1 protein-coding gene is annotated in these 275 nt (G+C 44.0%); it reads right to left on the reverse strand.

The annotated features are described in order from the left end of the window. Window positions 1-61 precede the first annotated feature (61 nt). The coding region (locus CWC18_RS21215) for a hypothetical protein (RefSeq protein WP_171041201.1) at window positions 62-275 on the reverse strand (214 nt) is incomplete at its 5' end.

Consider the following 275-nt stretch of genomic DNA (forward strand, 5'->3'; position numbering starts at 1 on the left):
TGGGCGTTCAGGGTGGCCAGGGATTCTACCTCGGCCACCCTGAACGTTTGTAAGAGAGGAATTATTTGTCTGGAGACTCTATCAGTCCCCATTCTTTTGCTGTTGTTATTGCGTCGAAAGACTCAGCATATCTCTTGATCAGCGCCTCAAGTTTTCCTTCGCCAAGCTGGTTTGAAAGCTCCATTTTTTCTTTTGTGTCTGGTATCAGTTCTATCAGACTATCGATGACACTATTTAATTGTTCTCGATTTCCAGTATGAGCAGCCTTTTCTACT

It is taken from the genome of Pseudoalteromonas aurantia (assembly GCF_005886875.1).
Lineage (GTDB): Bacteria > Pseudomonadota > Gammaproteobacteria > Enterobacterales > Alteromonadaceae > Pseudoalteromonas > Pseudoalteromonas aurantia_A.